Origin of the sequence: uncultured Caulobacter sp. (assembly GCF_947036865.1) — a bacterium.
GTDB lineage: Bacteria > Pseudomonadota > Alphaproteobacteria > Caulobacterales > Caulobacteraceae > Caulobacter.
In genome coordinates this window covers 1-25,139 of sequence record NZ_CAMQSF010000044.1, presented here as the reverse complement: position 1 = coordinate 25,139, position 25,139 = coordinate 1, and the positions used below count along the sequence as shown (strand labels likewise).

Here is a 25,139-nt window from a genome sequence, read left to right as displayed (position 1 = left end):
CGGGGGCGGCGGAGGCGGCGGGGGCGGCGGCGGGGCCGAACCGAAGGTGTAGCGCAGACCCAGGGTCACCGAGGTGTCCTTGTAGCGGCCCGAGAACGTGCCGACGTCGGTGATCGAGCCGCCGGCGGGACCGGCGTTCTGGGTCACCGAACCCCAGTCCAGCTTGGTGGTGCGCAGATAGCGGCCCGTCAGGTCCATCGACCAGTTGTTGGCGAAGTTCCACGCCACGCCGACCAAGCCCTGCATCGCGAACGCCTGGTCGACGTCGTCGAAGCTGGTGTTCTGGTAGATGGCCGCGCCGGCCGGAACGCCCGACAGCTGGCCATAGACCTTGTTGTGCACCCAGGCGGTGCCGACGCCGACGCCGATGAACGGGCTGATGCTGGAGTTCGGAGCCATGTCGTAGATGACATTGGCCATCAGGGTCGAGGCCTTGAACTCGCCTTGCGGCTCGCCGCAGGTCGCCGCTGCCGACGTGCGGCCGACGCCGGCGGTGCAGAGGCCGACCGGCTGGCCCGTGCCCGTGCCGTTCACGCCGACCAGGCCCGCGCCGCGAACGCTCTTGATGTCGCTGGGGCGATAGCCGAACTCGGCCTCGACGCGCCAGTTCGGGCTGAACTTGTAGCCCATGCGTCCGAAAGCGGTCCAATCGTGGTCGCTGCCGAAGTTCCACTGATAATTGTTGGTGGAGGTCGCCTTGACGTCGTCCGGCTGATGATAGCCAGCGTCAGCCCCGAGGTACCAGCCACTCGTAGCGCTTTGGGCCAAGGCGCCCGAGGCGGCGCCGAGCGCTACCGCCGCGACGCCGACCAGCAACCGCATCTTCATGTCAAAACCCTTTTCAATGTATGTCGCGGGCCCGACACGTCCCCGGGACCCAGCACGACAAACGCGCTGAAGTCGGATTCAGGTGTTGCCGATAAGCCACAAATCGCGGCCAACTACGAAAATTGTGGCGTGGTCGCCATGATGCGGCGAAGCTGCGGTGGCCTGGAGCGGTGCGCGAACTTGTCGCAAATAGCTAAGATTGCGGAAGAATCTCGGACTATCCATAGTTCCGACCAGGGGCGATTGGAGTATGGCCGTGAGCGTTGAACCTTTCCCCCAGCCCGGCCCCGAGCCGCAAGCCGTGACCGGCGGCGACCAGCCGAACGCCTTCGTCGACGCCGACAGCCGCGTCGGGACGGTGGCCGGCAAGAACAGCCTGACGGTCGCGGGCGCCGCCTCGCAGCTGCTGCGCGGCGAGCCCGGCTGGTCCGCGGCGCTGAACACGCCCGCCACGGTGACCTACGCCTACCGCGCGACCGCGCCTCAGACCATGCCCAGCGACACCGGCGGCTTCTCCCAGTTCACCGCCGCGCAGATCGTCCAGGCCGAAAAGGCGCTGCAGGCCTGGGCCGACGTGGCCAACATCGTGTTCGTGCGCGTCGGCTCGGGAACGACCGACCCGGCCGCCTACAGCAACAACGCCGCCATCCTGTTCGCCAACTACGCCACGGGCGAAAGCGGCTCGGCGGGGTTCGGCTTCTATCCGGGCAACTACGCGCCCAACAACAGGTCGGGCGACGTCTGGATCAACGCGACCCTGAGCTACAACGCCAACCCCACCGGCTCCAACTATGGCGGCATGGTGCTGGTGCATGAGCTGGGCCACGCGATCGGCCTGGCGCACCCGTCCGACTACAACGCCAGCGCCGACAAGACGATCACCTACGCGACCGACGCCAGCTATTACGAGGACAGCCGCCAGTACACGGTGATGTCCTATTTCAGCGAGTCGAACACCGGCGGCGCCTTCAACGGGGCCTACGCCTCGTCGCCGCTGCTGGACGACATCGCCGCGGCCCAGCTGGCCTACGGGCCGAACATGACGACGCGGACCGGCGACACGGTCTACGGCTTCAATTCCACCGCCGATCGCGACTGGTTCTCGGCGACGTCGTCCTCGACGAGGTTGGTCTTCGCCGTCTGGGACGCCGGCGGGACCGACACCTTCGACTTCTCGGGCTATAAGGTCGCCCAGACCATCGACCTGCGCTCGGGCTATTTCTCCAGCGTCGGCGGCCTGACCGGCAACGTCACCATCGCCATCGGGGCCACCATCGAGAACGCCATCGGCGGCTCGGCGGCCGACGTGATCAACGGCAACGCCGTCGACAATCGCATCACCGGCGGCGCGGGCAACGACACGATCGACGGCGGCGCCGGCGTCGACACCGCCGTCTACGCCGGCAAGTTCGCCGGGTACGCCCTGACCCCCAACGCCAATGGCGGCTGGACGATCAAGGACAATATCGGAACCGACGGGACCGACACGCTCGTCAATATCGAGGCGCTGGCCTTCTCCGACCGCACCGTGGCCATGGTCGACAGCCGCGTGGCGTCCGCGATGACCAACGTGCTGCGCCTGGCGCCGTTCAGCGTCGCCGGCGACGCCCTGACCAAGAGCCTAGCCGCCGCCATGGCCGCCGGCGGCAGCTATGCCGACGCGATCACCCAGGTGACCAAGGCGGCGATCTCGACCAGCGCGGTGGCCGCCCTGACCTATCAGTTCTTCACCGGCAAGACGCCCACGGCGGCCGGCATGGACTATCTGGTCGCGCCGAGCGGGGCCAATCCGAACAACCTCAACAGCGCCTACTACCAGTCGTTCAATTACGAGAACCGCTACATCAACTTCGCGGTCAATCTGGGCAAGCTGGGCGAAGGCGCCGCCAGCTTCGCCGCCAACTATGGCTCGCTGTCGCTGTTCGAGGCCACGCGAAAGGCCTATGCGACGATCTTCGGCCTCACGCCGACCGACGACAAGGTCCACGCCCTGATCGACTCGCGGGCCGACTATCTCGCCGGCTATGGCGGCGACGGCGTCGGGGGTCTGGGCACCAAGGCCGCCATGGTCGGCTGGCTGCTCGCCGAGGCCGAGAAGGCCGATATCGGCGTCTACGCCAAGTCGGCCGACGCCCTGTTCGCCGATCAGGTCACCCACAACGTGTTCGGCGTCGACCTGATCGGGGTCTACGCCAAGCCGGAGTACAATCTGACCTGAGGCGGTCCGGGAATCCAAAGGCGGCGCGGCGCGTTCTCGACGACGAGAGGCTTCGAAGAGACCCCGCATGCCCTACACCGTTCGCGCCCTTCACCTGCACGGCCACCACGCCCGCCCGGTCGACGAACCCAGCCCCGAGCCCGCGGCCGCCGCCTATGTCGAAGACTTCGCCTTCGACGCCGACGACGACGGCGCCCTGGCGCTGATCGTCCGCGACACCGCCACGGGCCGCGAGCAGTGCTTCCGGGTGGACCTCGCGACCGGCGAAACCGAGCCGTGCGGCTAGAGCCTGTCTGTTTCGAATGGGATCATTCGAAACAGACAGGCTCGCTTTCAAACGTTTAGAGGTCAGGCCTGAGCCAGGGGCACGCTTTCCAGCTGGGTCTCGACGACCGACTTCACCGCCGCGTCGACGGGAAGGCCGCTTCGCTCCCGGCTCCAGACCTCGCGGAACGCCGCGACCGTGTCGGCGGCGGTGCTCAGCACCAGGGTCTCCGGCAGCCCCGCTCCGCGCGACATGACGATCAGCTCTTCCCGGCCAAGATCCGACCAACGCTTGCTGCGCGACACCTTCAGAGCGGCCTTGTCGTCGGGGATATAGGCCTGGGTCGCCACGAAGTCGTAGGCCGGCGCCAAGGTCGCGTTGATCCCGTCTCGATAGAGAAGGGACCAGTTCTTCAGATGCATGTCCGCGTTGCCGATCAGGGCGCTGAACACCAACCGCCTGACGAACTCCATCAGGCCCTGCTCGCCCGTCTCCCGCCAGATCACCCGGGCGATGCCCCGGTACGACGCGCGCTCGTACTTCTCCTCGGGATACAGGCCGAAGACCTGAGCGAAATCCTCCATCTGCACGCGTTCGCCGGTGGCGAGACGATCAAAGCGCCGAGCGGCGAACACCCTCCCCTCAAGCCGGCCGATGTCGGCGGGCAGGCCATCGATGTCTTCAAGACCGAGCAGCCGGATGTCCGGCGTCTCGATGCCGATCGCCCGCGCCAGCGACATCATCGCGTACTCGTTCTCGGACACTCCGGCGTATTGGGCCGAGGGCAGCTTGACGATCCAGTCCCCGCCATCGCCATGAACCGGAATCGTTAGCCCCCTCGGCGAACCGGCCAGGGCGGAAAACTTCAACTGCACGCCGGCGAGCGAGAAGCGCAGCGCGCGATCCGCGCGCGCGGCGAGCGGGGCGTCGACGGATCCGCCGACGCCGACGGGAGGCCCGCCGCCGTCTTGCGAGACGATACGCGTCGCCCCGGGAAGGTCCGCGCCAAGCGCCCAGAGAAGGAAGAACTCGCGACTGGACTTCACGCCGGCGCGTTCGGCCAAGTAGTCGCGCAGGCGGCCCTCCGGAAGGAGGTTGGAGAAGTAGGGCAAGAGCCGTGTCTGAGTGGCGCCGTGATCGCGAAGAAGGCCGCCCGTCTCGCTCTTGAACGCCAGGCTCAGCGTGGGCCGCCGGGGGTCTTCGGCGTAGTCGTCGTCGAACGTGAAGATCGAGCGATCGCCGCCCAGGCCGGTGATCGCGCCAACCTTGCGCTCACCGATCCAGACCTGAAGGATGTCGACCATCGCCTAGACCTCGTCGTCCAGCGTGTAGGCTGGCCGCTCCGCGGGGTTCCGATCGTGCACCAGTCGATTGCGCAACGACGCGAGCCGGTCGACGCCGCGGCGGAGGCCGTCGAGATTCCTCGCCGGCTCGTCCGCCCGTCGACGCAGGTCCTCGACGATATCCTTCAGCTCGGCCCGCGCGGCGGACGGCTGGAACAGCGACTCGATCGGATGCAGATCGCCCGCGAGCGCTTCGAGCCGGTCGGGTAGAGGTTCGCTCGGATAACGAACGCGGAGGCTCTTGGCGATCCGCATGAGCTCATTGGCCGCGCCGCGAACCATGCGCGCGTCTTGACCCGCCTCGAGCTCCCGGAGAACGGCGCCGACGCCCGCGAGCGCCGAGCGCGGAACCAGGACCGGCTCGAGATCCAGAATGCGGGCGAGTTCGACGAACGTGGCCAGCCGCACGTCGGAAGCGCCGCTTTCGATGCGGGACAGCTGAGCCTGGGTCAGCTTCATCCGTTCACTCACATCGCGCTGGGACCATCCCTTACGGCCGCGCGCCTCGCGCAGGGCGTCCGTGAGCGCGCGCGTCCGGCTTTCCAACTTGATGCACCTTTTTATATCATACAGATTATATCATATAAAATAATATATCACTCAGCTCGCGAACCTCCAAGTTCGATATTTGATTTAATATCGAAAGCCCACTTTGATGTAATTTAATGCATCAAAACGCACGCGGGGAAGCGTTGTAACCCGAAACCGCTGACACATTCCAGCGCGCTCCTCACGGCCCGGGCTGGCGGGCGACGTGATGGCGGCTTCAGGGGGAAGGAGACGACAAGGGGCGCCGTTTCGGAACGAGCCCGCCGAGCAGATAAACGTGTCCGCGTCCGAGCCAGGTTAATTCATAGGAAGAGGAAGGATGGTGGACGCGACAGGGATTGAACCTGTGACCCCTACGATGTCAACGTAGTGCTCTCCCGCTGAGCTACGCGTCCGCCGAAGCGATCCGGGGCGACCTCTCTGGGAGGCGTCCCGGCCGGGAAGGTGTGGGGGTATAGCGGCGGCTCGGCTGGCGCGCAAGCCGCCTCTCGAAACTTTTTGACGGCCCTAGGCGGCCATCATCTTTTCCACCTCGGCGACCAGATCGCGCAGGTGGACCGGCTTGGACAGAACCTTGGCGCCGGCCGGCGCGCGATCCTGGGCCGACAGGGCGACGGCGGCGAAGCCGGTGATGAACATGATGCGCAGGGACGGGTCGCGGGCGGCGGCCTGACGCGCCACCTCGATGCCGTCCATGCCCGGCATGACGATGTCGGTCAGCAACAGGTCCCAGGGATGCTCGAGGTGCTGAACGGCTTCCTCGCCGTCGGCGCAGGCCTGAACTTCGAAGCCGGCGCGCTCCAGCGCGCGGGCCAGGAAGCCGCGCAGGGAATCGTCGTCTTCGGCGAGGAGGATGCGGGCCATGAGGTCACGTTCCAGGGTCAGTCGTCGATAGAGCGTCCACCTTATCGCGGCGAGCGTAAATCGGGGATGAACCTAAACGTCGCGGTCTGTGGATCGATTGGCGTTTGACCGCGCCGCGTCGGGCTTCGATGATGGGGCATGAGCGCTTGGCGGCCGATGGCGAACGACGAGCTCGCGACCGCGCCGCTGGAGACCTTCGGCGGACCGGCGTTCGAGGTGCTGCGCGCCGCGCCGGCGGGCGCGCCGCCGCCCACGGCCCTGGTCTTCGCCTCGCCCCATTCGGGCGCCGTCTATCCCGAGGACATGATCGCCGCCGCGCGGCTGCCGGTCGAGACGCTGCGGGCGTCCGAGGACGCCTTCGTCGACCGGATCATCGGCGGCGCGCCGGTCCTGGGCGCGGCGGTGATCCGCGCCCGCTTCGCCCGCGCCTATATCGACCTCAACCGCGAGGCCTGGGAGCTGGATCCCTCGATGTTCGAGGACGAGCTGCCCGACTACGCCCAAGGCCGGACGGCGCGGGTGGCGGCGGGCCTGGGCGCCATTCCGCGGCTCGCCGGCGAGGGCCGGCCGATCTATGCGCGCAAGCTGACCTTCGACGAAGCCAGGCGTCGGGTCGACCTGGCCCACGGCCCCTATCACGCCGCGCTGGACCGGCAGCTGGCGGCGGCGCGGGCGGCGCACGGCGCGGCGATCCTGATCGACTGGCACTCGATGCCGGCGGCGGCGGCCAGCGGCCAGCGCGCCCGGGGCGGCGGGCCGTGCGACATCGTGCTGGGCGACCGGTTCGGCGCGGCCTGCTCGCCGAAGCTGACGGGCCTCGTCGAGCGCGAGCTGGAGGCGATGGGCTATCGCGTCGCCCGCAACGCGCCCTATGCCGGCGGCTACACCACCGAGCACTACGGCCGCCCGGCCAAGCGCACCCACGCCCTGCAGATCGAGATCAACCGCGCGCTCTATATGGACGAGACCACGCGCGAGCCGACCGAGGGCCTGGCGCGGCTTAGCCGCGACGCCGAGATCCTGACCCGCGCGCTTGCGTCGCTGGACCTCGCCGAACTGCGCTAGCCCCGCGCCAATCGCGGGACCTAATCGCGCAGGAAGAAGAGATCCTCGACCGTCACGCCGAGCGCTCGCGCCAGCTCCAGGGCCAGCAGGGTCGAGGGCGTGAAGACGCCGTTCTCGACTGTGTTGATGGTCTTGCGCGAGACGCCGGCCTTGTCGGCCAGGCCCTGCTGGGTCAAGCCGGCGCTGATCCGCGCCTCCTTCAGCCGAGAGCCGAGGCGGGCGTCACCCACGCTCGGCCTCGCGCTCAAGCCAGGCGAAGCGAAGTCCCGCCACGGCGCCGCTGATGGCCAGCACCAGGGGCAGGGCGACCACGCCGAAGATCGGGCGCCAGAGCCCCAGCCCCAGGGCCGCCGTCGTGCCGGCCATCAGGCAGAGGAAGGCCGCCGTCAGCGCTTGGCTGCGCAGGGCGCGGGTGAACTCGTCGTCCAGATAGCGGCGATGGCGCCGCGACTGCCCATCCCAGCCCATGACGATCGCCGGGATCAACCAGCCATACAGCACCGGCATGAGAATCTGGATGTAGCTGACCATCCGGGCCTCGCCGGTCGCCAGGGCGTGCAGGCCGCCGATAGCCTGGCCCAGGAGCATTAGCATCAGGGCCGGCAGAACCACGAGCTGGCGGCTGCGCTGCCGCTGCAGCGTGTCCAGCCGACCGGCGGCCGGCGTTTCGGATAGCGGCGAGCGCTTGAATTTGATCGCGCCGCCGATCGCCAGGGCGGCGCCCAATCCGACCGCGAAGCCGGTTTCGAAAGACCAGCCCTGGGGACGTTTCAGGGCCACGACCGCGCCAGCCGCGGCGATCGCCACGCCGAGTCCAACGACCACGAGCGCCACGCTCCGCGCGCGCGCCGCGCGATCTCGATCCGGTCCATTCATGCCACAGCCCTCCTGTAACCCATGGGTGACATATCACCTATAGGTTACAAGCCGTCAAGGGGCGGCGGCGTTTGGCGAGGTCCGAGCGGGTTCGCGCGCCTCAAGCCAAAAAAAAGCCCGGTGAAACCACCGGGCCAGTTCATTAGGGAGGAAACGCCCAGGAAGGGCAGAAGCGGCAGCGCCGCCTCACGGGATTGGTTATAGGGTGCGGCGCAAAAACGAGCAAGCGAAAAATCGCGCTTTAATGTCGATTTATCTACAGGGGATTAGAGAAACCCTTTACGCCGCAAGGAATGCTGAAACGCCGAACGCTCATTTGCCTCATTTTGCGGCATGCTGCGCCGCACAAATTGTTGCGTTTGAAACCGTCTGCCTCGCGACAGTGTCGCAAAGCCAAGCGCCGTAAGGCTTTGCGCATGACACCGGTTTCCCGCGACAAGTGTTTCGGAGCGTCGGGGGTGGATAAATTGTACGCGGTCGCGTAAAAGCCGCGCGCCTGATGCTTTGCCGCGTCATCCCTAATCCTCCCGAAAGTCCGTCCGTTCCCATGAACATGCGAAATATCGCCATCATCGCGCACGTCGATCATGGCAAGACCACCCTCGTCGACCAGCTGCTGGCCCAGTCGGGCGTCTTCCGCGCCAACGAAGCCACGACCGAACGGGCGATGGACTCCAACGACCAGGAACGCGAGCGCGGCATCACCATCCTGGCCAAGTGCACCAGCGTGCTGTGGAACGGCGAGGCGGGCGAGACCCGCATCAACATCATCGACACCCCCGGCCACGCCGACTTCGGCGGCGAGGTCGAGCGGATCCTGGGCATGGTGGACGGCTGCGTCCTGCTGGTCGACGCCGAGGAAGGCGTCATGCCGCAGACCAAGTTCGTGCTGACCAAGGCGCTGAAGATGGGCCTGCGCCCGATCCTCTGCATCAACAAGGTCGACCGCGCCCACGCCGATCCGGACCGCGTGCACAACGAGACCTTCGACCTGTTCGCCGCCATCGGCGCCACGGACGAGCAGCTGGACTTCCCGCACATCTACGCCTCGGGCCGCAACGGCTGGGCGACGCTGGACCTGAACCAGCCGAACGACGACCTGGCCCCGCTGTTCGACCTGATCGTCCGTCACGTGCCGCCGCCCAAGGTGGCCGAGAACAAGGACAAGCCGTTCCAGATGCTGAACGTGCTGATCGAAAGCGACCCGTTCCTGGGCCGCCTGCTGACCGGCCGCATCGCCAGCGGCAAGGCGATCCCGGGCATGGCCATCCACGCCCTGGACCGTGACGGCAACGAGATCGAGCGCGGCCGCATCACCAAGGTGCTGGCCTTCCGCGGCCTGAAGCGCCAACCGGTCGACGAGGGCGCCGAGGCCGGCGACATCGTCGCCATCGCCGGCATGAGCAAGGCCACCGTGGCCGACACCCTGTGCGCCATGGAAGTGACCGAGGCCCTGCCCGCCCAGCCGATCGACCCGCCGACCATCTCGATGACCGTCTCGGTCAACGACAGCCCGCTGGCCGGCCGCGAAGGCGACAAGGTGCAGTCGCGCGTCATCCGCGACCGCCTGCTGCGCGAAGCCGAGAGCAACGTGGCCATCCGCGTCACCGAGACCTCGGAAAAGGATGCCTATGAAGTCGCCGGTCGCGGCGAACTGCAGCTAGGCGTTCTGATCGAGAACATGCGCCGCGAAGGCTTCGAGGTGTCGATCAGCCGTCCGCGCGTCGTCTATCAGACCGGCGAGAACGGCGAGCGCCTGGAGCCGATGGAAGACGTCGTCATCGACGTCGACGACGAGTTCACCGGCATCGTCATCGAAAAGCTGTCGGCGCGTAAGGCCGAGCTGAAGGACATGGGCCCGTCGGGCGCGGGCAAGACCCGCATCCAGTTGCTGTCGCCCTCGCGCTCGCTGATCGGCTACCAAGGCGAGTTCCTGACCGACACCCGCGGTTCGGGCGTGCTGAACCGCGTGTTCAGCCACTACGAGCCGCACAAGGGCCCGATCGACCAGCAGCGCAAGGGCGTGCTGGTGTCGAACTCGGACGGTGAAACGGCGGCCTACGCCCTGTGGAACCTGGAAGAGCGCGGCGTGATGTTCGTCGGGGCCGGCGAGAAGACCTACCAGGGCATGATCATCGGCGAGAACAGCCGCTCGGACGACCTGGACGTCAATCCGATGAAGGCCAAGCAGCTGACCAACGTCCGCGCCTCGGGCAAGGACGAGTCGATCCGCCTGACCCCGCCGCGCCGCATGACCCTGGAACAGGCCATCGCCTATATCGAGGACGACGAGCTGGTCGAGGTGACGCCGAAGAACATCCGCCTGCGGAAACAGGTGCTGAACCCCTCGTTCCGCAAGAAGCGTTCGAAGGAAGACTAGGACGGAATCGACGGCGGCCGGCGATCAAGCCGGCCGCCGTCATCGTCTAGGGTGGGCAAAACGCAGGCGCCCCGCGTGGCGGAAAAGCACAGCCTTCCGACATTCGTCAGTCTGTCATCGAAGCGTCACAAATAAAGTAACAATCTGTATACTTGGCGCAGTAGGGGGCGAGGCAGTCGTCCCGACTCTCTGGGGCGATTCACCTCAGGGGGTTTCCATGTCTTTCGCCCGCAAGTTGGCCGCGGGAGCGGCCTTCGGCGCGCTGGCCTTCGCGCTCGCGCCGGCCGCCTATGCCCAGCAGACCACCGCCGCCGTCCGCGGCGTCGCCGTTGACGACAAGGGCGCGCCGATCGTCGGCGCCACCGTCACCGTCACCCACGTCCCCAGCGGCACCGACCAGGTCGCCGTCACCAACGAAGCGGGCGCCTTCGACGTGCGCGGCCTGCGCGTGGGCGGCCCCTACAAGATCACCGCCACCGCCCAGGGCTTCGCCCCGCAGGCGCTCGGCGACCTGTTCCTGAACGTCGGCGACGCCCAGCGCGTCCGCCTGGCCCTGGCGCCGGCGGCCGAGGTCTCGGAAGTCGTGATCACCGCGGCCAAGGCCGCCACCACCAGCCAGCTGGCCAATGTCGGCTCGCGCACCACCCTGGGCCGTCAGCAGATCGACGCCGTCGTGTCGGTCAAGCGCGACATCCGCGACATCGGTCGTCGCGACCCGCTGGCCAACCTCGACTTCGTCGCGCGCGGCACCGGCCCGTCGGGCGGCCTCTACATCGCCGGCTCCTCGCCGCGCGCCAACCGCATCACCATCGACGGCGTCCGCTCGGCCGACAGCTACGGCCTGAACACCGGCGGCCTGTCGACCAACCGCGGCCCGGTCTCGTTCGAAGCCCTCGAACAGGTGTCGATCCAGGCCGTGCCGTTCGACGTGGAAGACGGCGACTTCACCGGCGGCGCCCTGAACCTGATCATGCGATCGGGCGGCAATCAGTTCCACGGCACGGCGTTCGACAACTACCGCACCACCCGCATGGTCGGGAACGAGCTGCCGAACGTCGGCTTCGTGAACAACGACATCCTGCAAGGCCCGGTCAGCGGCTACCGCAAGGTCAAGAACAAGATCCACGAGAGCAACTTCGGCTTCTTCCTCTCGGGTCCGATCATCAAGGATCGCCTGTTCTTCGCGACCTCGTACGAGAAGTTCAAGAGCTTCGACGTCACCGGCGTGGGTCCGGCCGGCGCGGGTTTCGCCGCGAACTTCAACAAGATCCCGGGCGTCTCGACGGGCGCGGGCGCGACCCAGGCCGACATCGACTCGGTGCTGTCCAACTGGAGCGGCTACGCCGCCTCGGGCCTGCTGAAGCCGGGCGCGGTCAGCCTGGTCAAGCCGATCCTCGACGAAAAGTCGTCGGTCAAGATCGACTACAACATCGCCGACGGTCAGCGCCTGACGGCCACCTATCGCCACGCCTTCAGCTCGGTCTGGAAGCGCAGCCCCTCGACCACCAGCATCAGCCTGGACACCAACTGGTACGTCCAGCCTGAGAACGAAGACAACTACGCCCTGCAGCTGAACTCGCGCTGGACGCCGAACCTGTCGACCGAAGCCCGCGTCGCGTTCCGCGGCTATCAGCGCGGCCAGCTGCCGCCGGAAGGCCAGGGCTTCGCCAACGTCACGATCTGCACCGACCCGACCAGCGTCGGCGCGGTCTTCTCGTGCTCGTCGGGCGTGCCGTCGATCGCCTTCGGCCCGGACCAGTTCCGTCAGGCCAACGTGCTGAAGACCAAGGACACCTCGGGCTCGTTCATCGCCAACTTCACCGGCATCGAGCACCACCAGATCAAGGCCGGCTACCAGTATCGCGGGATGGAGATCTACAACCTCTTCCTGCAGGCCGCCCGCGGCGTCTACTACTTCGACAGCGTCGCCGATTTCCAAGCCGGCATCGCCAACCAGCTGTCGTACGGCAACTCGCTGACCGGCACGGCCACCGACGCCGCCGCAGTGCTGGACTACAAGGTCCACACGCTGCTGGCCCAGGACACCTGGGACGTCAACGACAACCTGACGGTCAATTTCGGCGTCCGCTGGGACCACTACGCCGCCGACAAGAAGCCGACGCTGAACCCCAACTTCGTCAAGCGCTACGGCTATTCCAACCAGACCACCTATGACGGCATCGACGTCGTCATGCCGCGCGTCTCGGCCAAGTACAACGGCGACTGGTTCGAACTGTCGGGCGGCTTCGGCCTCGTCTCGGGCGGTCTTCCGGACGTGTTCCTGGGCAACAGCTACGGCGGCACCACCGGCGCCCTGACCAACAGCTTCGCGATCCGCCGGAACCCCACGGGCTTCGTCGACACCGCCACCAACCTGGCGGTCGACCCGGCCGTCGGCAACGCGCTGCTGACGATCAACAAGGGCTCGGCCTCGTTCATCACCAACCCGGCGGCCGTTGCTCAGTCGCTGCTGACCGCCGACAGCGCCAGCCGCCGCAACGCCTACACCAACTCGCTGGCCCCCGGCTTCAAGATGCCGGCGGACTGGAAGACCAACATCTCGTTCAAGACCACTCAGCTGGGCATCGACTGGGGCATCGACGCCGTTGCCAGCTGGTCGGAAGTGAACGTGGCCTTCCGCGACGCCCGCGCGCGCCTGCTGACGATCAACGGCGTCCAGCAGTACACGCCGGACGGCCGCGCCCGTTACGACGGCCTGGTCATCCCCGGCGCCGACGCCAACGCGGTCAACGCGAACCGCGCGGCCCTGGGCCTGCCGATCGCCAGCAACCCGGACCTGGCCAATCTCGGCCTGTTCGGCGACATCCAGGCCTACAACCCCTCGACCAAGAACTGGACGCGGACGGTCGCCCTGTCGGCCCACCGCAACATCTTCGGCGTCGACGCCTGGGGCGCCTACACCTGGCAGTACGGCCACGGCTACGGCGGCATCTCGGAATTCGGCACCACCGCCGGCGGCAACACCACCAGCGGCGCCTACTATCCGGACCAGGGCTTCGGCCTCGATCCGAACGCCGCCACCGAGGGCAAGTCGAACAACCTGATCCGCAACTCGCTGAAGGTGAACCTCAGCTACAAGCTGGAAGTTCGTCCGGGCTGGGTGTCGCGCTTCACCCTGTTCGGCGAGCGCCGCGACGGTCGTCCGATCACCTTCCTGATGACGGATCCGGCCGGCGGTCGTAACCCGACCTTCGGCGTGTCGCGCGACGACGCCCTGGCCTATATCCCGAACCTGAACAGCCCGGACGCGGCCAACCCGCTGAAGTTCGTCGGCCCCACCGGCGCGACGGTCTTCTTCGACAGCCAAGCCTCGGTCGACAAGATGAAGGCCCTGGTCAAGCAGTTCAATCTGCCGATGGGTCAGATCGTGCCGCGCGGCTATGGCAAGAACCCGAGCGTCAACCGCATCGACTTCCAGTACGCCCAGGACATCCCGGTGCCGATGCTGGAAGGCCACAGCCTGCAGTTCACGGTCGACATCCAGAACCTGGGCAACCTGCTGAACAAGAAGTGGGGCGTGGTGAAGGAATACACCAACAGCCGTTCGGGCGGCGTGGTGGTCAACGCTCAGTGCGCCAAGGCCGACGGCACCGTGGCCGGCGCGGCCGACCCGACCTGCGCGGCCTACCGCTACAGCTACACGACGGCCTCGCCGACGACCCTGGCCACGCCGACGGTCGACCAGGCCGCCAGCCTGTGGTCGGTGGGCTTTGGCCTGAAGTATCGCTTCTAGTCGGGAAACCGGCCTCGAAGACGGAAGGGCGCGGCCTCGGCCGCGCCCTTTTTGTTATTCCCCTAGCCCTTCTTCATTTGGCCCAGCAGCCACAAGAGCAGGATCGCGCCGAGGGTCGAGATGACCAGGCTGCCGATCCAGCCCCAGAAGTGGATGCCCAAGATCCCGGCCAGGAACCCGCCCAGCAGCGAGCCCACCAGGCCGACGCCCAGATTGGTCCAGAAGCCGTGGTCGCGGTTCATCACCTTCTCGGCGATCCAACCGGCCAGCAGCCCGATGATGATGGCTCCGATGAGCCCGACGCCGTGCATGTCGTTGTTCTCCCCTCGCCCGCTTCCCAAAGAAGCTGCGCCGTAGGAATGCGCGGGCGAACGGCGAGTTTCAATGCTACGTCGAACCCATGGTCCACCCCGTCTTCGACAATCTGCCGACCACGATCTTCGAACGGATGAGCGGCCTGGCCCGCCAGCACGGCGCCATCAACCTGGGCCAGGGCTTTCCGGACGATCAGGGCCCCCTGCCGGTGCGCGAGGCCGCGGCGCGGGCCCTGCTGGACGGCTCCAACCAGTACCCGCCAATGCGCGGCCTGCCCGAACTGCGCGCCGCGGTCGCGGGCCACTACGGCCGAACCCAGGGCCTGTCGCTGGACCCGGACAGCGAGATCATCGTCACCTCCGGCGCGACCGAGGCCCTGGCGGCGGCCTTCCTGTCGCTGATCGCGCCGGGCGACGAGGTGGTGCTGTTCCAGCCGCTGTACGACGCCTACCTGCCGCTGGTCCGCCGGGCCGGCGGAATCCCGAGGCTTGTCCGGCTGAGCCCGCCGTCCTGGCGCTTCGATCGGGCGATGCTGGAAGCGGCCTTCTCCGACCGCACGCGGCTGGTGGTGCTGAACAGCCCGCTGAACCCCGCCGCGGTGGTGACGCCCGACGAGGACCTGGCGCTGCTGGCCGAGTTCTGCGTCCGGCATGACGTGATCGCCGTGTGCGACGAGGTCTGGGAGGCCGTGGTCTTCGACGGCCGCGCGCACCGCCCCTTGATCGGCGTCCCCGGCATGCGCGAACGGACGGTGAAGATCGGCTCGGCCGGCAAGCTGTTCGGCATGACCGGCTGGAAGGTCGGCTTCCTGTGCGCCGCCCCGCCCCTGGCCAAGGCCCTGGCCGCCGCTCACCAGTTCCTGACCTTCACCACCCCGCCGAACCTGCAAGCCGCCGTCGCCTGGGGGCTGGAGCACCATCGCGCCTGGTTCGACGAGATGCCCGCCGCCCTCGCCCGCGCCCGCGACCGCCTCGCCTCGGGCTTGGCGGTGGCGGGCTACGCCGTGCTGGAGAGCCAGGGCAGCTATTTCCTCAATGTGGACCTGGCGGCGTCGGGGATCGGGCTCGACGACGTGACCTTCTGCGAGCGGATCGTCGCCGAACAGGGGGTGGCGGCGATTCCCGTCTCGGCCTTCTATGCGGAGAATCCGGTGACCACCGTGGTCCGCCTGTGCTTCGCCAAGGCCGATGCGACGCTGGACGAGGCGGTCCGGCGGCTGGCGGCGGCCAGGACGCTGTACCGCTAGATCGCGCCAAGACCCGCCGCGACGTCGCGGGCCATGCCGCGCGCCATGCAGCGGTCCATGACCGAGAGCAGGTTGCGGAGGTCGATCGGCTTGGCGACATGGGCGTCGCAGCCCGCTTCCAGGCAGGTCTTGATCTGGGCCGACATCACGTCGGCCGTCAGGGCGATGACCGGCAGGCGCGCGAAGCGCTCGTCGCGCCGCAGCCGGCGGGTGGCCTCCAGGCCGTCCATCACCGGCATGTTGACGTCCATCAGCACCAGGTCGACGGCCTGGCGCTCCAGGGCGTCCAGCGCCTGTTGGCCATTCTCGGCCTCGATCAGCTCGCAGGCGAAGGGATCGAGGAACATGCGGATGACCCGGCGATTGACCGGATGATCATCGACCACCAGCACCCGGCGCCCCTGCAGGGCGGCGAACGCCGGCGTCGCGTCGCCGGCCTCGTCCTCGTAGGCCGGCAGATCGGCGGGCTCGGCCGGGTCGACGATCATCTCGATGGTGAAGACCGACCCGAGCCCCTCCTGGCTCTCGACGCGGATTTCCCCGCGCATCATCTCGACCAGGCGGCGGGTGATGTTCAGGCCCAGGCCCGTGCCGCCGAAATTGCGGGTGGTCGAGGCGTCGGCCTGGGTGAACGGCCGGAACAGCTTGGCGATCGTGGCCTCGCTCATGCCGATGCCGGTGTCGGAAACCCGCAGACACACGCGCACCCGCCCCTCGGCCTCCGGATAGCAGGCCAGCGCCACCTCGACCCGGCCGTGGGTCGTGAACTTCAAGGCGTTGGAGACCAGATTGGTCAGGCACTGGCGAACCCGCACGCCGTCGAACATCAGCGGGCCGGGCGCGGGACCTTCCAGGTTGAAGGTCAGCTCCACCCCCTTTTCGCGCGCCGTCGGCTGGTGGCCGCGGACCAGTCGGCCGCAGGTCTGGACGATGTCGCCGACCGTCGGCGCGATCTCCAGCTTGCCGGCCTCGATCTTCGACAGGTCCAGAATGTCGTTGAGCAGCACCAGCAGGGTGGCGCCGCTGTCCAGCATCAGGTCGACCTGATCGCGCTGCTCCTGGCTGAGCGGACCGGCGCGCAGGGCCTGACCCACGCCCAGCATGCCGTTCAGCGGCGTGCGCAGCTCGTGGCTCATCACCGCCAGGAACGCCGACTTGGCCTTGCTGGCGGCCTCGGCGCTCTCCTGAGCGCTTCTGAGCCGCCGCGACGCGCGGCGCTGGTGAAGCGCCCAGCCGATCCCGCCGGCGACCAGCACGCCGAGCAGCAGCGCGATGACCGCCGAGGCCTGGGCCAGGCTGCGCGACAGCCGCACCTCCTCGGTCAGGCGGCGGCTCTCGTCCCGCTTGGCCCGCAGCTCGCTGTCCAGGGCGGCCGACATCTCGGCGACGCTGCGGGCATGCGCGTGCTCGGCGTTGGCGCTGTCGGCGCGGCGCCAGGCGTCCAACTCGCGAAACGCCTGGGCGCTGCGGCCCTCGGCCTGGTCGATATAGGCCTCGACCAGCGCCTCGGCGTGTGGATTGCGCGGGGTCAGGGCGTCGGGCGCGGCCCGCACCGCCGCCAGATCCGCCCGCGCCAGCGCGCCCTGGCCCAGTTGCGCCTGCGCCAGGGCCCGCTGGCCCAGCATCAGCACCTCGAGCCGGATCTTCGGATGGGCCAGGTCGGCCCGGGCCGGCTCCAGGCATTCGAGAACACGCCGGGGCGCCGCGCGCTGGGCGGCGATGCGCGCGCAGAGAAAGCGGTCCCAGGTCTTCAGGTCCGGATCGACCGCGGCGGCGACCATCCGGTGATGCATCGCCGCGAACCGCTCGGCCGAGTCCAGCAGATCCAGTTCGGCGGCGGTGAAGGCGATGTCGTAGATCCGTTCGATCCTGCGGATGTAGAAGGTGTCCCGCTCGTCCAGGCGCACGGCCTGGGCCATGTGGTCGAGCGCGCCTTCCTTGTCGCCGATGTCCGACAGCGTGTAGCTGTGCACCTGGTGCAGCTCGGCCAGCACCGGCTGGGCGATCGCGCCGCGGTTCTCCAGGTCGACGCCGAGATTCACCGCCAGCCGGGCCGCCTCGGCCCAGCGGCCCACCTGGCCCAGATGCCGCACCCGCTCGACGCCCGCCATCAGGCGGATATCCGGGCCGGAGCGGGTCAGGAACGCGCTCCAATCGGCGTCGGTGAAGGCCCGAAAGCCATGGGTTTCGTGGCGATAGGCCAGGACCTCCAGATCGACCAGCCGCGCCAGGGTGGGATCGCGCTCGCGCTGGGCCGTCTGGCGAATGGTCTCGGCCCAGCGATTGAAGCGGCCTTCGATCTGGTTGCTCTTGTAGGCGTAGAGCACGCGCCAGAGACCATAGAGCCTGGTTTCGCCGCGCTCGCGCAGGGCCCTGCGGCCGGCCCGTTCGATATCCTCGTCGTCGCGCGGCGGGTCGCGGACCTCGCGCGAGGCGACCTCCTGGGCCAGTTGCGTCAGCCTGTCGTCCAGCGACGCGCTGTCCCGCGCCCAGGCCGGACCGGTCGCGAGCATCCCCAGCAGGACCAGAAAGATGAAGAACCCGCGCAAGCCAAGCCTCGAAGTCTGGCCGCAGACTTCGCGGGAACAGATGTAAGCAGGGTTAAGCTTGAGGCGCGCTCGGCGGGATTTGGCTCTGCTCGCGGCGACTAGATTGTCGCACCCCCGTCCACGACCAGCGCCTGGCCCGTCATGAAGCTGCCGGCCTGGCTGGCCAGATATACGGCCGCGCCGGCGATCTCGTCGGGCTCGCCGATGCGGCGCAGGGGCGTCCCGGCGGTCGAGCGCTTCAGGGTCTCGGGATTGTCCCACAGCGCCTTGGCGAAGTCGGTCTTGATCAGGCCCGGCGCGATGCAGTTGACCCGGACATTGTCCGGACCGAACTCGTGCGCCAGGTTCCGCGCCAGCTGGAAGTCGGCGGCCTTGGAGATGTTGTAGGCGCCGATGATGGCGTTGCCGCGCAGGCCGCCGATCGAGCTGACGATGATGATCGACCCGTCCCTCCGCGCGCGCATCTCGGGGGCGACCATGCCGATCAGCCAGTGATTGCTGATGATGTTGTTGTCCAGGATCTTGCGGAACTGGTCGTCGCTGATCCCGGCCAGAGGACCGTAGTAGGGATTGCTGGCGGCGTTGCAGACGCAGATGTCGACCCGGCCGAAAGCCTTGCGGGTCTCGTCGACCAGGTTCTGCAGCTCCTCCTTCGAGGCGATGTTGGCCGGGACCGCGATCGCCGTCCCCTCGCCGTGCTTGGCGTTGAGGGCCGCCGCGACCTCCTCGCAGGGACCGGCCTTGCGCGAGGAGATCACCACCTTGGCCCCGTGCTCGGCCATCCGCTCGGCGATCGCCTTGCCGATCCCGCGCGAGGATCCGGTGATGATCGCCACCTTGCCCGAAAGGTCGAAGAGGCTCATGGCGCCCTCCCTAAACGCTTGTTTGAATTTTCGTCACAGTGCGTCGCGGCCGCCGCGCGGTCAAGCCGTCGCCGCTTGATCTGGATCAGGGCGGACCCGTCCTCGCCATGCAAGCTGATCGCGTGGAAGGAGGCACGCGATGGACCGTAGCACGCACCGCGACATCGTCCGGATTCTCGACTCCGGAAGGGATCTGACCCTGGCCACCCTGCGCGCCGACGGCTGGCCGCAGGCGACCACGGTCAGCTACGTCAATGACGGGCTGTCGATCTATATCGGCTGCTCGGCCCGGTCCCAGAAGGCCGCGAACATGGCCCGCGACGGGCGGGTGTCGCTGACGGTCACCCTGCCCTATGACGACTGGGACCAGATCCAGGGCGTCTCGCTGGGCGGCCAGGCCGCGCGCGTCACCGATCCCGACCACATGCTGGCGATCGGAGGCCTGTTCCTGGAGAAGTTCCCGCAGGTCTCGCAGGCCTTCAAGGCCGACGACGAGGGGGAACTGGCGCTGTTTTGCGTGACGCCGCGGGTCATCTCCCTGCTCGACTACCGCAAGGGTTTCGGCCACACGACGCTGGTCACGGCGGAGGCGCTGGAGGCGATGCTGGCCCCGGCCTGAGATTTTTTCGGGACCGATGTCGATCTGGCTGGAGCGCGCGCGTCCTAGCCGCGAGACTTGCATCGCAGCCGGAGACGCCCCCCATGCCCCTCGACACCGCCCTCGACGCCGCCGCCTTCCCCGCCGACCGCGAACTGGTCCTGGAGCGCATCATCGATGCGCCGGCCGAGACGCTCTACCGCTGCTGGACCTCCGCCGAGCTTCTGCCGCTCTGGTTCTGTCCCAAGCCCTGGTATGTGTCGGACGTGCGTCAGGACGTGCGCACCGGCGGCAACAGCTATCTGGTGATGAACGGCCCGAACGGCGAGCGCGTGCCGCAGCCGGGCGTCTATCTGGAAGTGATCCCCAACAAGAAGCTCGTCTTCACCGACGCCTTCACCGAGACCTGGAGCCCGTCCGAAAAGCCGTTCATGGTCGGCATCATCACCTTCGAGGACCTGGGCGACGGCCGGACCCGCTACCGGGCCGCGGTCCGCCACTGGAGCGCCGAGGACAAGGCGACCCACGAAAAGATGGGTTTCCACGAGGGCTGGGGCGTGGCGACCGATCAGCTGACGGAGCTGGCCAAGACGCTCTGACGCCTCCCCAGGACCGTCCGGGCGGCGCGCGGTCGGGACTTGGCCTCGCGACCGAAAAAGGCCATGTGCCGCCCATGACCTCGTCTTCCTCGACCCAGAGCCTCGTCGACAGGGCGGTGGCGCCGCGCTTCGCCCTGCTGTGCCTGGGCATCTGGCTGAACGCCGCCGACACCCTGGTCACCGCGACGATCATGCCCAGCGTGGCCCGCGAGATCGGCGGCTACCAGTATTTCGGCTGGTCGGTGGCGGCCTATCTGACCGGCTCGATCGTCGCCGGCGCCTGCTCGGGCAAGCTGTCGGTGGGCTTGGGCCTGCGGACCGCCACCGCCCTGACGGGCCTCGTCTACGCGATCGGCTGCGCGATGAGCGCGGCCGCGCCCGACTTCGTGATCTTCATCCTTGGACGCCTGGTCCAGGGCCTGGGCGCCGGAGCGGTCGTGGCCCTGTGCTACGTGGCCATCACCGCCCTGTTCCCCGAGAGCCTGTGGCCGCGCGTCTATGGCGCGATCGCGGGCGTCTGGGGCGCGGCGACCCTGCTGGGGCCGACGCTAGGCGGGCTGTTCGCCGCCGCCGGCTTCTGGCGCGGGGCCTTCTGGCTGTTCGTGATCCAGGCGGTGATCTTCGTCGGCGCGGTGATGGTCATGCTGCCCGCCGAGGGCCGCGACACGGGCCGAAGCCGCGTCCCCACCGTCCAGCTCGTGCTGCTGGTGATCGGCGTCAGCCTGATCGGCGCGGCCGGAGTCGTCGGCTCGCCGATGCTCGCGGCCGTCCTGGCCGTCGGCGGCGTGCTGGGCATGGCGGCCATGCTGGTCGCCAACGCCCGCACCGCAGACCGGTTGCTGCCGCGCTCGGCGGCGGACCTGCGCACGGCCACGGGCCTCGGGCTGCTCACCATCTTCGCCTGCGAGGCGGCGGCGATCGGCTTCACCGTCTACGGCCCGGCCTTCATCCAGGTCCGCCACCAGGCCTCGCCCCTGCTGGCCGGCTATGTCACCGGCGCGATCGCCGCCGGGTGGACGACCTGCGCGCTGCTGGTCGGCCACGTGCCCGCCGAGAAGGACGGCCGGCTCGTGCGGCTCGGCGCCGGCCTGATCCTGCTGGGCGCCCTGATCAGCGCCTGGGCCACCGCGCGCGGGACGATGATCGAGACGGCCCTGGCCTTCGCGGTCCTGGGCGCGGGCTTTGGCCTGGCCCACGCCTTCATCGCCCGCCGCACGATCGCCGGGGCCCCGGCCGACGAGCAGGCCATGGCCTCCGGCGCCGTCCCGACCGCCCAGCTGATCGGCGGCGCCGCCGGCTCGGCCGGCGCGGGGGCGATGGCCAACATCCTGGGCTTTGGCCACGGCATCGACCCGACCCTGGCCGCGAGCCACGGCCTGCTGCTGTTCGCCGCCTTCGCGCCGCTGGCGGCGGTGGGCTGGGCGGCGGCTTGGAGGCTGGGGCGGGGTTAGGGGTCCTCGATCTCGGCCAGCATCGGCGCGATCACGGCCTCCAAGGCGTCCAGCCTTGTCGTCGCGATGTCCCAGACGATCCTCGCGTCCAGCTCCGGATAGCCGTGGGCGACCAGATTGCGCACGGCGACCATGCTCTTCCAAGGCAAGCCGCTAAGCCGCTCTTTCAGGCGATCCGGCAAGCGTCCGATCGACTCCCCGATCACCAGGACGTTCATCGACACGGCGTCGAACAGCATGGGCTCGGCTCCGAACCGCGCGAAATCGGCGCCCGCGACATACGAGCGTATGCGCTCGATCGCTTGCAGGATGTCGTCGAGGCGCAGCTCCGCGTCCCGCTCGCTCTTAGGCATAGGCGACCTCGCGCAGCACGCGGTCGCGCACGCGCCGGTGCAGGCCATCCGGCGTCACAAGGTCGATCTCGCTCGCCAGGACATCAGCCAGATCGTTCTGCAAACGGAAGAAATCCAAGCCCGGGTGCTTTTCCGGCGCGAACTCCACCAGCACGTCCACGTCGCTGTCGGGCCTCGCCTCGCCGCGCGCCGTCGAGCCGAACACGCCGATCCGCGCGACGCCGTAGCGGTCGAGCAGCGGCTTGGCCGCGCGCAGCTTGGCGAGGGCTTCGTCGAGGGTCATGGCGCGATCATAGCACGGAAGCGCCGATCATGATGACGCGGCGTCGCCTCAGGCCAGGACCGGCGTCCAGCCCCACGGGTCGGGATCATCGGCGGTCGAGCCTTCCGGCCGGCGCGGACGCGACGGCGTGCGGGGTTGTCGCGCCCCGAACGGGCGCCCCAGCCAGGCGGCCAGCCGGTTCACCGCCTGGCGAACCAGCAGGCCGATGTCGCGCAGCCGCGCTGTCGCCGCGATGGCCGCGCCCAGCATCAGGGCGTCCATGATCAGCGACAGCTCGAACGTGCTGAACCAGACGCCGATCTCCGGCGCCATCATGCCGAACACCCGCAGGCCTTCGGCGTCGAACAGACGGAACATGATCAGGCCGAAGATCGCCAGCCCCACCAGCATCGCCACGTGGCCCGGCCTGATCGCGTTGAGCCGACGGGCCGGAAGTTCGACCAGATAGCGGCGGAGCAGTCCGCCCAGCGGCGACGTCGAAAACGCCGCCAGCCCCATCAGACACGCCAGCAGGAAGATCAGCATCGCGAAGCCCTCGCCCGAACCCCGTCGCACTTGGGGATCATGGCGGCGCTTCTCAAGCGTCGCTCACGCCTCCGCCAGCGCCGTCGCCTCGACCAGCTTCACGACGTCCCCCATGATCTGCGTGATCTTGAAGTCCTTGGGCGTATAGATCCGCGCCACGCCCATCTGCTTCAGGATCAGGGCGTCCTCGGGCGGGATGATGCCGCCGGCCACGACCGGGATGTCGCCGAGCCCCTCGGCCCGCATCACCCGGATCACCTCCTGCACCAGATCGAGGTGCGAGCCCGACAGGATCGACAGGCCCACCACGTGGGCGCGGCTCTCCTTGGCGCGGCGGACGATCTCTTCCGGCGTCGAGCGGATGCCGTCATAGATCACCTCCATGCCGCAGGCGCGGGCGCGGGTGGCGATCTGTTCGGCGCCGTTGGAGTGGCCATCGAGGCCCGGCTTGCCGACCAGATAGGTCAAGGTGCGGCCCAGCAGGGCCGAGACCCGCTCGACCTCCTGCTTCACCGCCTCGACGTCCTCGGCCTCGCCGGTCGAGACCACGACGGCCACGCCGGTCGGGCCGCGATATTCGCCGAACACCTCGCGCAGCGCGCCGGCCCACTCGCCGGTGGTGACCCCGGCCTTGGCGGCGACGATCGAGGGCTCCATGACGTTGCGGCCCTCGCGCGCGGCGGCCTTCAAGGCGGCCAGCGCCGCGTCGACGGCGGCGGCGTCGCGGTCCGCGCGCCAGGCCTTGAGCCTAGCCACGACCTCGGCCTCCAGGCGCGGGTCGACGGTCTCGATGGCGCCCTCGCCGGCCGAAAGGGGGGAGGCCTCGGTCTCGGTCCAGCGGTTGACGCCGACCACGGTCATCGCGCCGGTCTCGACGGCCCGCACGCGCTTGGCGTTGGAGGCCACGAGCTCGGCCTTCATGTAGTCGATGGCGCTGGCCGCCCCGCCCATCGCGTCGATCAGGGCCAGCTGCTCCAGCGCTCCCTTCGACAGCTCGGCGACCTTGGCCTCGACCACGTGGGAGCCGTCGAACAGGTCCTCGTATTCCAGCAGGTCGGTCTCGTAGGCCAGCACCTGTTGCAGCCGCAGCGACCACTGCTGGTCCCACGGCCGCGGCAGGCCCAGCGCCTCGTTCCAGGCGGGCAGTTGCAGGGCCCGGCAGCGGGCGTCCTTGCTGAGCGTGACGGCCAGGGCCTCGATCAGGATGCGGTAGACGTTGTTCTCGGGCTGCGGCTCGGTGAGACCCAGGGAGTTGACCTGCACCCCGTAGCGGAACCGCCGCGCCTTCTTGTCCTGGACGCCGTAGCGCTCCAGCAGGATCTGGTCCCACAGCTTGGTGAAGCTGCGCATCTTGCACAGCTCGGTGACGAACCGCACGCCGGCGTTGACGAAGAAGCTGATCCGCGAGGCGACGATCTCGAAGTCCTCGTCCGGCACCTGGCCGCCGGCCTTGACGGTGTCGAGCACGCTGATCGCCGTGGCCAAGGCGAAGGCCAGTTCCTGCTCCGGCGTCGCCCCGGCTTCCTGCAGGTGGTAGCTGCAGACGTTCATCGGGTTCCACTTGGGAACCTCGCGATAGCACCAGGCGATCATGTCGCCGATCAGCCGCAGGGACGGTCCCGGCGGGAAGATGTAGGTGCCACGCGACAGATATTCCTTGATCAGATCGTTTTGCGTCGTGCCCTGCAGCAGGCGCCGATCCGCCCCCTGCTCGTCGGCCAGGGCGACGTACATCGCCAGCAGCCAGGCGGCCGGGGCGTTGATGGTCATCGAGGTGTTCATCTTCTCCAGCGGGATGTCGCTGAAGAGGGTGCGCATGTCGCCGAGATGGCTGATCGGCACCCCGACCTTGCCCACCTCGCCCCGCGCCAGGATGTGGTCGGGGTCGTAGCCGGTCTGGGTCGGCAGATCGAACGCCACCGACAGGCCGGTCTGGCCCTTGGCGAGGTTCGCGCGATAGAGCGCGTTCGACTTCTCCGCCGTCGAGTGGCCGGCATAGGTGCGGAAGATCCAGGGCGGATCGGGCGCGTGCTGGTACGGCGTCGAGGTCATGGCGGGCTCCCGGCTTATCGTTCTTGATTATCAACGATCATGAGCCGGGATTTGCTGCGGCGCAATATGGATTTCGCGGGTGCGAATGGGGCGCGACACGAATCGAAACCCTTGTCTGTGAGGAGCTGTCGTAAGCTTTGGAGGTCTTCCGGGACGCCCGCCT

At 68.3% G+C, this 25,139-nt stretch carries 22 protein-coding genes and 1 tRNA gene; 9 read left to right on the top strand and 14 right to left on the bottom strand.

Annotation, left to right across the window (positions count from 1 at the left end; all coding sequences use genetic code 11):
• The coding region (locus tag Q0V34_RS17520; protein ID WP_297514536.1) for an outer membrane beta-barrel protein at positions 1–828 on the bottom strand (828 nt) is incomplete at its 3' end.
• Positions 829–1,084: 256 nt separating this feature from the next.
• Between Q0V34_RS17520 and Q0V34_RS17515 the strand changes: the two genes are divergently transcribed.
• Both Q0V34_RS17515 and Q0V34_RS17510 read left to right on the top strand, forming a co-directional pair.
• The gene (locus Q0V34_RS17515; protein ID WP_297514532.1) at positions 1,085–3,046 is read left to right on the top strand and encodes a M10 family metallopeptidase; all 1,962 of its coding nucleotides are present in this window, start codon (positions 1,085–1,087) and stop codon (positions 3,044–3,046) included.
• A gap of 67 nt (positions 3,047–3,113) precedes the next feature.
• Positions 3,114–3,332 (top strand): DUF5961 family protein, encoded by a 219-nt coding sequence (locus Q0V34_RS17510; RefSeq protein ID WP_297514529.1) that lies wholly within the window; start codon positions 3,114–3,116, stop codon positions 3,330–3,332.
• 62 nt (positions 3,333–3,394) lie between these two features.
• On the opposite strand, the gene Q0V34_RS17505 is transcribed toward Q0V34_RS17510, so the two are convergent.
• From Q0V34_RS17505 to cpdR, 4 genes are all read right to left on the bottom strand, one after another.
• Positions 3,395–4,615: a type II toxin-antitoxin system HipA family toxin gene (locus tag Q0V34_RS17505; RefSeq protein ID WP_297514526.1), complete on the bottom strand. Its 1,221-nt coding sequence runs from the start codon at positions 4,613–4,615 to the stop codon at positions 3,395–3,397.
• 3 nt (positions 4,616–4,618) lie between these two features.
• Positions 4,619–5,200 (bottom strand): helix-turn-helix transcriptional regulator, encoded by a 582-nt coding sequence (locus Q0V34_RS17500; protein WP_297514523.1) that lies wholly within the window; start codon positions 5,198–5,200, stop codon positions 4,619–4,621.
• A 323-nt stretch (positions 5,201–5,523) separates the two neighbouring features.
• Positions 5,524–5,598 (bottom strand) — tRNA-Val (locus tag Q0V34_RS17495).
• Positions 5,599–5,710: 112 nt separating this feature from the next.
• Positions 5,711–6,067, bottom strand: coding sequence for a cell cycle two-component system response regulator CpdR (gene cpdR / locus Q0V34_RS17490; protein WP_004616083.1), 357 nt, complete (start codon positions 6,065–6,067; stop codon positions 5,711–5,713).
• Between the two features lie 138 nt (positions 6,068–6,205).
• Here cpdR and Q0V34_RS17485 point away from each other — a divergent pair, with 138 nt between their 5' ends.
• A complete protein-coding gene (locus Q0V34_RS17485; RefSeq protein WP_297514517.1) occupies positions 6,206–7,132 on the top strand; it encodes an N-formylglutamate amidohydrolase in 927 nt (308 codons plus the stop codon).
• 20 nt (positions 7,133–7,152) lie between these two features.
• Here the strand turns inward: Q0V34_RS17485 and Q0V34_RS17480 are convergent, their stop codons facing one another.
• Positions 7,153–7,362: a helix-turn-helix domain-containing protein gene (locus Q0V34_RS17480; RefSeq protein ID WP_297514514.1), complete on the bottom strand. Its 210-nt coding sequence runs from the start codon at positions 7,360–7,362 to the stop codon at positions 7,153–7,155.
• Positions 7,355–7,957, bottom strand: coding sequence for a hypothetical protein (locus Q0V34_RS17475; RefSeq protein WP_297514511.1), 603 nt, complete (start codon positions 7,955–7,957; stop codon positions 7,355–7,357). Before Q0V34_RS17475 ends, Q0V34_RS17480 begins: the two co-directional genes overlap by 8 nt.
• Positions 7,958–8,555: 598 nt before the next feature.
• On the opposite strand from Q0V34_RS17475, the gene typA reads away from it, so the two are divergent.
• Both typA and Q0V34_RS17465 read left to right on the top strand, forming a co-directional pair.
• A complete protein-coding gene (gene typA / locus Q0V34_RS17470; protein WP_297514508.1) occupies positions 8,556–10,388 on the top strand; it encodes a translational GTPase TypA in 1,833 nt (610 codons plus the stop codon).
• 217 nt (positions 10,389–10,605) lie between these two features.
• Complete coding sequence (locus tag Q0V34_RS17465; protein WP_297514506.1) at positions 10,606–14,142, top strand: TonB-dependent receptor; 3,537 nt, start codon at positions 10,606–10,608, stop codon at positions 14,140–14,142.
• Positions 14,143–14,204: 62 nt separating this feature from the next.
• Here the strand turns inward: Q0V34_RS17465 and Q0V34_RS17460 are convergent, their stop codons facing one another.
• On the bottom strand, positions 14,205–14,453 hold the full coding sequence (locus tag Q0V34_RS17460; RefSeq protein WP_297514503.1) for a GlsB/YeaQ/YmgE family stress response membrane protein: 249 nt from the start codon (positions 14,451–14,453) through the stop codon (positions 14,205–14,207).
• Between the two features lie 89 nt (positions 14,454–14,542).
• On the opposite strand from Q0V34_RS17460, the gene Q0V34_RS17455 reads away from it, so the two are divergent.
• The gene (locus tag Q0V34_RS17455) at positions 14,543–15,703 is read left to right on the top strand and encodes an aminotransferase (RefSeq protein ID WP_297514500.1); all 1,161 of its coding nucleotides are present in this window, start codon (positions 14,543–14,545) and stop codon (positions 15,701–15,703) included.
• Here Q0V34_RS17455 and Q0V34_RS17450 read toward each other — a convergent pair.
• Both Q0V34_RS17450 and Q0V34_RS17445 read right to left on the bottom strand, forming a co-directional pair.
• Positions 15,700–18,216 (bottom strand): response regulator, encoded by a 2,517-nt coding sequence (locus Q0V34_RS17450; protein ID WP_297514539.1) that lies wholly within the window; start codon positions 18,214–18,216, stop codon positions 15,700–15,702. The genes Q0V34_RS17455 and Q0V34_RS17450 overlap by 4 nt on opposite strands.
• A gap of 134 nt (positions 18,217–18,350) precedes the next feature.
• Complete coding sequence (locus Q0V34_RS17445) at positions 18,351–19,115, bottom strand: SDR family oxidoreductase (protein ID WP_297514498.1); 765 nt, start codon at positions 19,113–19,115, stop codon at positions 18,351–18,353.
• A 139-nt stretch (positions 19,116–19,254) separates the two neighbouring features.
• Between Q0V34_RS17445 and Q0V34_RS17440 the strand changes: the two genes are divergently transcribed.
• The 3 genes from Q0V34_RS17440 (at position 19,255) to Q0V34_RS17430 (ending at position 21,763) form a co-directional block, all read left to right on the top strand.
• Complete coding sequence (locus tag Q0V34_RS17440) at positions 19,255–19,734, top strand: pyridoxamine 5'-phosphate oxidase family protein (RefSeq protein WP_297514495.1); 480 nt, start codon at positions 19,255–19,257, stop codon at positions 19,732–19,734.
• Positions 19,735–19,817: 83 nt separating this feature from the next.
• On the top strand, positions 19,818–20,312 hold the full coding sequence (locus Q0V34_RS17435; protein WP_297514492.1) for an SRPBCC family protein: 495 nt from the start codon (positions 19,818–19,820) through the stop codon (positions 20,310–20,312).
• 74 nt (positions 20,313–20,386) lie between these two features.
• A complete protein-coding gene (locus Q0V34_RS17430) occupies positions 20,387–21,763 on the top strand; it encodes an MFS transporter (protein WP_297514489.1) in 1,377 nt (458 codons plus the stop codon).
• On the opposite strand, the gene Q0V34_RS17425 is transcribed toward Q0V34_RS17430, so the two are convergent.
• The 4 genes from Q0V34_RS17425 to Q0V34_RS17410 are packed head-to-tail and all read right to left on the bottom strand — an operon-like array spanning position 21,760 to position 24,976.
• Positions 21,760–22,164 carry a DUF86 domain-containing protein gene (locus tag Q0V34_RS17425; RefSeq protein WP_297514486.1) on the bottom strand — a complete coding sequence of 135 codons (405 nt, stop codon included), beginning with the start codon at positions 22,162–22,164 and terminating at the stop codon, positions 21,760–21,762. The genes Q0V34_RS17430 and Q0V34_RS17425 overlap by 4 nt on opposite strands.
• Positions 22,109–22,399, bottom strand: coding sequence for a nucleotidyltransferase family protein (locus tag Q0V34_RS17420; protein ID WP_297514483.1), 291 nt, complete (start codon positions 22,397–22,399; stop codon positions 22,109–22,111). Before Q0V34_RS17420 ends, Q0V34_RS17425 begins: the two co-directional genes overlap by 56 nt.
• 48 nt (positions 22,400–22,447) lie before the next feature.
• Positions 22,448–22,954 carry a hypothetical protein gene (locus Q0V34_RS17415; RefSeq protein ID WP_297514480.1) on the bottom strand — a complete coding sequence of 169 codons (507 nt, stop codon included), beginning with the start codon at positions 22,952–22,954 and terminating at the stop codon, positions 22,448–22,450.
• Between the two features lie 33 nt (positions 22,955–22,987).
• The gene (locus Q0V34_RS17410; protein ID WP_297514477.1) at positions 22,988–24,976 is read right to left on the bottom strand and encodes a protein meaA; all 1,989 of its coding nucleotides are present in this window, start codon (positions 24,974–24,976) and stop codon (positions 22,988–22,990) included.
• Positions 24,977–25,139: the final 163 nt, after the last annotated feature.

Coding starts and splice junctions, on each gene's coding strand:
- Q0V34_RS17420 (WP_297514483.1), bottom strand. CDS start 22,399: ATGACCCTCGACGAAGCCCTCGCCAAGCTGCGCGCGGCCAAGCCGCTG.
- Q0V34_RS17435 (WP_297514492.1), top strand. CDS start 19,818: ATGCCCCTCGACACCGCCCTCGACGCCGCCGCCTTCCCCGCCGACCGC.
- cpdR (WP_004616083.1), bottom strand. CDS start 6,067: ATGGCCCGCATCCTCCTCGCCGAAGACGACGATTCCCTGCGCGGCTTC.
- Q0V34_RS17505 (WP_297514526.1), bottom strand. CDS start 4,615: ATGGTCGACATCCTTCAGGTCTGGATCGGTGAGCGCAAGGTTGGCGCG.
- Q0V34_RS17450 (WP_297514539.1), bottom strand. CDS start 18,216: ATGCTCGCGACCGGTCCGGCCTGGGCGCGGGACAGCGCGTCGCTGGAC.
- Q0V34_RS17430 (WP_297514489.1), top strand. CDS start 20,387: ATGACCTCGTCTTCCTCGACCCAGAGCCTCGTCGACAGGGCGGTGGCG.
- Q0V34_RS17425 (WP_297514486.1), bottom strand. CDS start 22,164: ATGGCCTGCACCGGCGCGTGCGCGACCGCGTGCTGCGCGAGGTCGCCT.
- Q0V34_RS17455 (WP_297514500.1), top strand. CDS start 14,543: ATGGTCCACCCCGTCTTCGACAATCTGCCGACCACGATCTTCGAACGG.
- Q0V34_RS17410 (WP_297514477.1), bottom strand. CDS start 24,976: ATGACCTCGACGCCGTACCAGCACGCGCCCGATCCGCCCTGGATCTTC.
- Q0V34_RS17510 (WP_297514529.1), top strand. CDS start 3,114: ATGCCCTACACCGTTCGCGCCCTTCACCTGCACGGCCACCACGCCCGC.
- Q0V34_RS17460 (WP_297514503.1), bottom strand. CDS start 14,453: ATGCACGGCGTCGGGCTCATCGGAGCCATCATCATCGGGCTGCTGGCC.
- Q0V34_RS17465 (WP_297514506.1), top strand. CDS start 10,606: ATGTCTTTCGCCCGCAAGTTGGCCGCGGGAGCGGCCTTCGGCGCGCTG.
- Q0V34_RS17485 (WP_297514517.1), top strand. CDS start 6,206: ATGAGCGCTTGGCGGCCGATGGCGAACGACGAGCTCGCGACCGCGCCG.
- Q0V34_RS17440 (WP_297514495.1), top strand. CDS start 19,255: ATGGACCGTAGCACGCACCGCGACATCGTCCGGATTCTCGACTCCGGA.
- Q0V34_RS17445 (WP_297514498.1), bottom strand. CDS start 19,115: ATGAGCCTCTTCGACCTTTCGGGCAAGGTGGCGATCATCACCGGATCC.
- typA (WP_297514508.1), top strand. CDS start 8,556: ATGAACATGCGAAATATCGCCATCATCGCGCACGTCGATCATGGCAAG.